This is a genomic window from Candidatus Krumholzibacteriia bacterium (assembly GCA_035268685.1).
In the GTDB taxonomy this organism is placed as follows: domain Bacteria; phylum Krumholzibacteriota; class Krumholzibacteriia; order JAJRXK01; family JAJRXK01; genus JAJRXK01.
This window is the reverse complement of the sequence record DATFKK010000076.1, coordinates 1-2,158: the sequence shown is the minus strand read 5'-3', so window position 1 is coordinate 2,158 and position 2,158 is coordinate 1. Positions and strand designations below refer to the sequence as shown.

General features: G+C 70.0%; 3 protein-coding genes. 2 read left to right on the top strand and 1 reads right to left on the bottom strand.

Features of this window, described 5'->3' with window-relative positions; genetic code table 11:
- The coding region (locus tag VKA86_07545) for a cytochrome C (protein HKK71056.1) at positions 1-267 on the bottom strand (267 nt) is incomplete at its 3' end.
- A gap of 669 nt (positions 268-936) precedes the next feature.
- Here VKA86_07545 and VKA86_07540 point away from each other — a divergent pair.
- Both VKA86_07540 and VKA86_07535 read left to right on the top strand, forming a co-directional pair.
- Positions 937-1,290: a hypothetical protein gene (locus tag VKA86_07540; protein HKK71055.1), complete on the top strand. Its 354-nt coding sequence runs from the start codon at positions 937-939 to the stop codon at positions 1,288-1,290.
- Between the two features lie 15 nt (positions 1,291-1,305).
- On the top strand, positions 1,306-2,158 hold an 853-nt coding region (locus VKA86_07535), incomplete at its 3' end, for a hypothetical protein (GenBank protein ID HKK71054.1).

The window sequence follows — 2,158 nt, the reverse complement described above, 5'->3', positions numbered from 1 at the left end:
CCCGGCCGGGTTGATCAACCCGATCGTGAACCAGATGCCCACTCCGCTGATCGCCCCGAAGACGAGCGTGAGCAACACGAAGAAGCGGGAGTGACGCTGCAGCGTTCCCAACAACACGTGGTCGTTGCGACGGCGCGCCATGTGTTCGACGACGACGAGATACAGACCGCCGCCCACCGCGAAGTGCGCCACGTACACGTGCAGGATGGCGACGACGGCGATCAGCAGCCCGTGCGCGAACGGGAGGTCCCATACGGGATAGTTCACGGACGCAGTCCTCCGGACTGGAGACAGGGGGTGCCCGCCCGGAGACCCTCGACTCGCGGGAACCGTGGGTCGACGCAGGTGCGCGTGCGGCACGCGTCCGGCGGAAGGGGCGAGGAGGCGCCCGGTCGAATCCGAAGAGGGATGGTCGCGCCACGATGCCCCAGGTGCCGCACCGGGCGGCGTCCCACGGCGTGACCGACCCCCGGATCCGGCCGGGACACCCCCCGGCCTTCGATCCACGGTTCCCACGGGCCCGGGCCGACGCGAGGAGGGGCGCGGGAGATCCGCGAGTTGCGATCGAGAAGGGGTCTCGACAGACGGACGGATCGTAGATCCCGATCCAGGGGGCAGCAATGCCACTTGTGTGATCGTTCTGCATCAGGGGGGTTGTCATCGAACCCCGAAATCGGGCACACTGCCCACGCTCGTGTCTCGCCTCCCACCGATCACGAGCGTGGACGCTTCGATCCGACAGGCTCCCGTGCGATCGATCCCCCGCACGGTTCCCGCGCGTGGAGTTCCCGCTCCACGCCCGCGCCGTGGTGCGTCCGCGAACGCGTTCCGCCTCCCTCGACACGGGTTCCGAGCTCGGTCCTCCGCCGCGTTCTCGTCCGAACAGGCGTGGCGAGGGGCCGAGGCACCCCACACCAAGACACCACAGGAGACACCATGTTCTCCCGAACTCTTCGGAACCTCCGCTCCGCCGGGAGCCTCTTCGCACTCGCCCTTCTCGCCTTCGCCGTCGTCGCGGCCGCTGTCGATACAGCCGAGGCCGCGCAGACCCGCCACTTCGTCGATGGCTCCGGTATGTCCGATCGGAGCGACGATCCCCGTCACGGGCACGGTGGCGGATCGCTGGAAGGAGACCCGTGGGGCGGCGAGCAGCGCCCGTCCGATTCCGCCGATCCGGACACTCCCACGCTGTCGGACGGTGCGTCGACCTTGCGCGTGAGCACCGTCGATCCGTCGGACCGGGACTTCTGGTCCTGGTTGATGTCGCTCTGGGCCTTCCTCCTGCGCTGACCCGAGGAGGAGACCATGGCGATTCGAGTCCCCACTCTCGACACTGCGACGGTCGAGAGGGAACGCCGGGGTCTGCGCTCACGCATGCGTGGATCGACCGACGAACCCTCTGCCGACCGTCTCACACGCCTCGTCCACGAGGCCGTCGATCGCGGGTTGTCCGACGAGGCGCTGGCGATCGTTTCCTCCGACCTCGCGTCGGATCCCGGCCCGGGTCTGTCCTGGGCGCTCTGCCGGGCGTACTGGGACGCGGGTGACCGCGGGTCCGTGCACGCTCTCGCCCTGCAGCAGGTCGAGTCGATCGCGACCGCTCCGGTCGAGTCCAGGCGGGTGGTCGTGCGTGCCGCCTGGATCGGGGCCCTGGCCGGGGCCAGCGATCCGATCGTGTCCGAGGCGTTGGATCAGATCCGGGCCGAGGTCCACGAGCGTCAGGGCCCCACGCCGCTGGTCGCCGATCTCGCGCACCTCGAAGCCTACACCGACCTGGTCCACGCCGCGGACCTGCCCCGCGCCCTGGCCCGGGCCGGGCTCGCGGCCGAGCTCTATGCGTTCACCGGCGAGGCGGGCTCCGAGGTCAAGGCCCGGATCCTCCTGGCCCGGATCGATGCCATCGCGGGGCGACTGCAGTCTTCGGCGCAGAACGCCCGACGTGCCGTCGATCGGGCGCGGAGCACGGCAGACCCACGGTTGCTGGTGCAGAGTCTGAATGCACTGGGGATCGCGCTCTTCCGTCGCGGCGAATGGACGGAGACGGAGCGCTGTCTGGTCCGGGCCGACGAACTGGCCCTGGCCTTCGGCGACAGCCGTTGGCGGGTGCCCGCACAGCTGTACCTGGCCCGTCTGTTCACCGCGCGCGGCGACACGGCCC